Below are 408 nucleotides of genomic sequence, written 5' to 3' on the forward strand. Positions count from 1 at the left end.
CATGCTCGTTGTGCTCGTCCAGCGTCGCGGCAAAGACGTGCCCACCGGTGCCGTCGGCGACGAAATAGAGGTCGTCGGTCTTCGACGGATTGGCCACCGCCTCCAGCGCTGCACGACCCGGATTGGCGATCGGCGTCGGCGGCAAGCCGTTGATCACATAGGTGTTGTAGGGGGTCTGTTTCTGGATATCCGACTGGTAGATCGGCCGGTCCGCCGGCTTTCCCTTGCCGCCGAACAGCCCGTAGATGATGGTCGGATCGGATTGCAGGCGCATGCCCTTGGCAAGCCGGTTCAGGAAGACGGCGGCAACCCGTGAACGCTCGTCACCCTTGCCCGTCTCTTTCTCGACAATCGAAGCCAGCGTGACGAACTCCTCGACGTTGGCCAGCGGCAGGTCCGGCGCGCGCC

1 protein-coding gene is annotated in these 408 nt (G+C 64.2%); it reads right to left on the minus strand.

The window, feature by feature from the left end:
• Positions 1–408: endolytic transglycosylase MltG (gene mltG, locus EN884_RS38320; protein WP_128361249.1), on the minus strand; the 408-nt coding region annotated here is incomplete at both ends.

The organism is Mesorhizobium sp. M7A.F.Ca.AU.001.01.1.1 (genome assembly GCF_004022735.1).
GTDB classification, from domain to species: Bacteria; Pseudomonadota; Alphaproteobacteria; order Rhizobiales; family Rhizobiaceae; genus Mesorhizobium; species Mesorhizobium ciceri.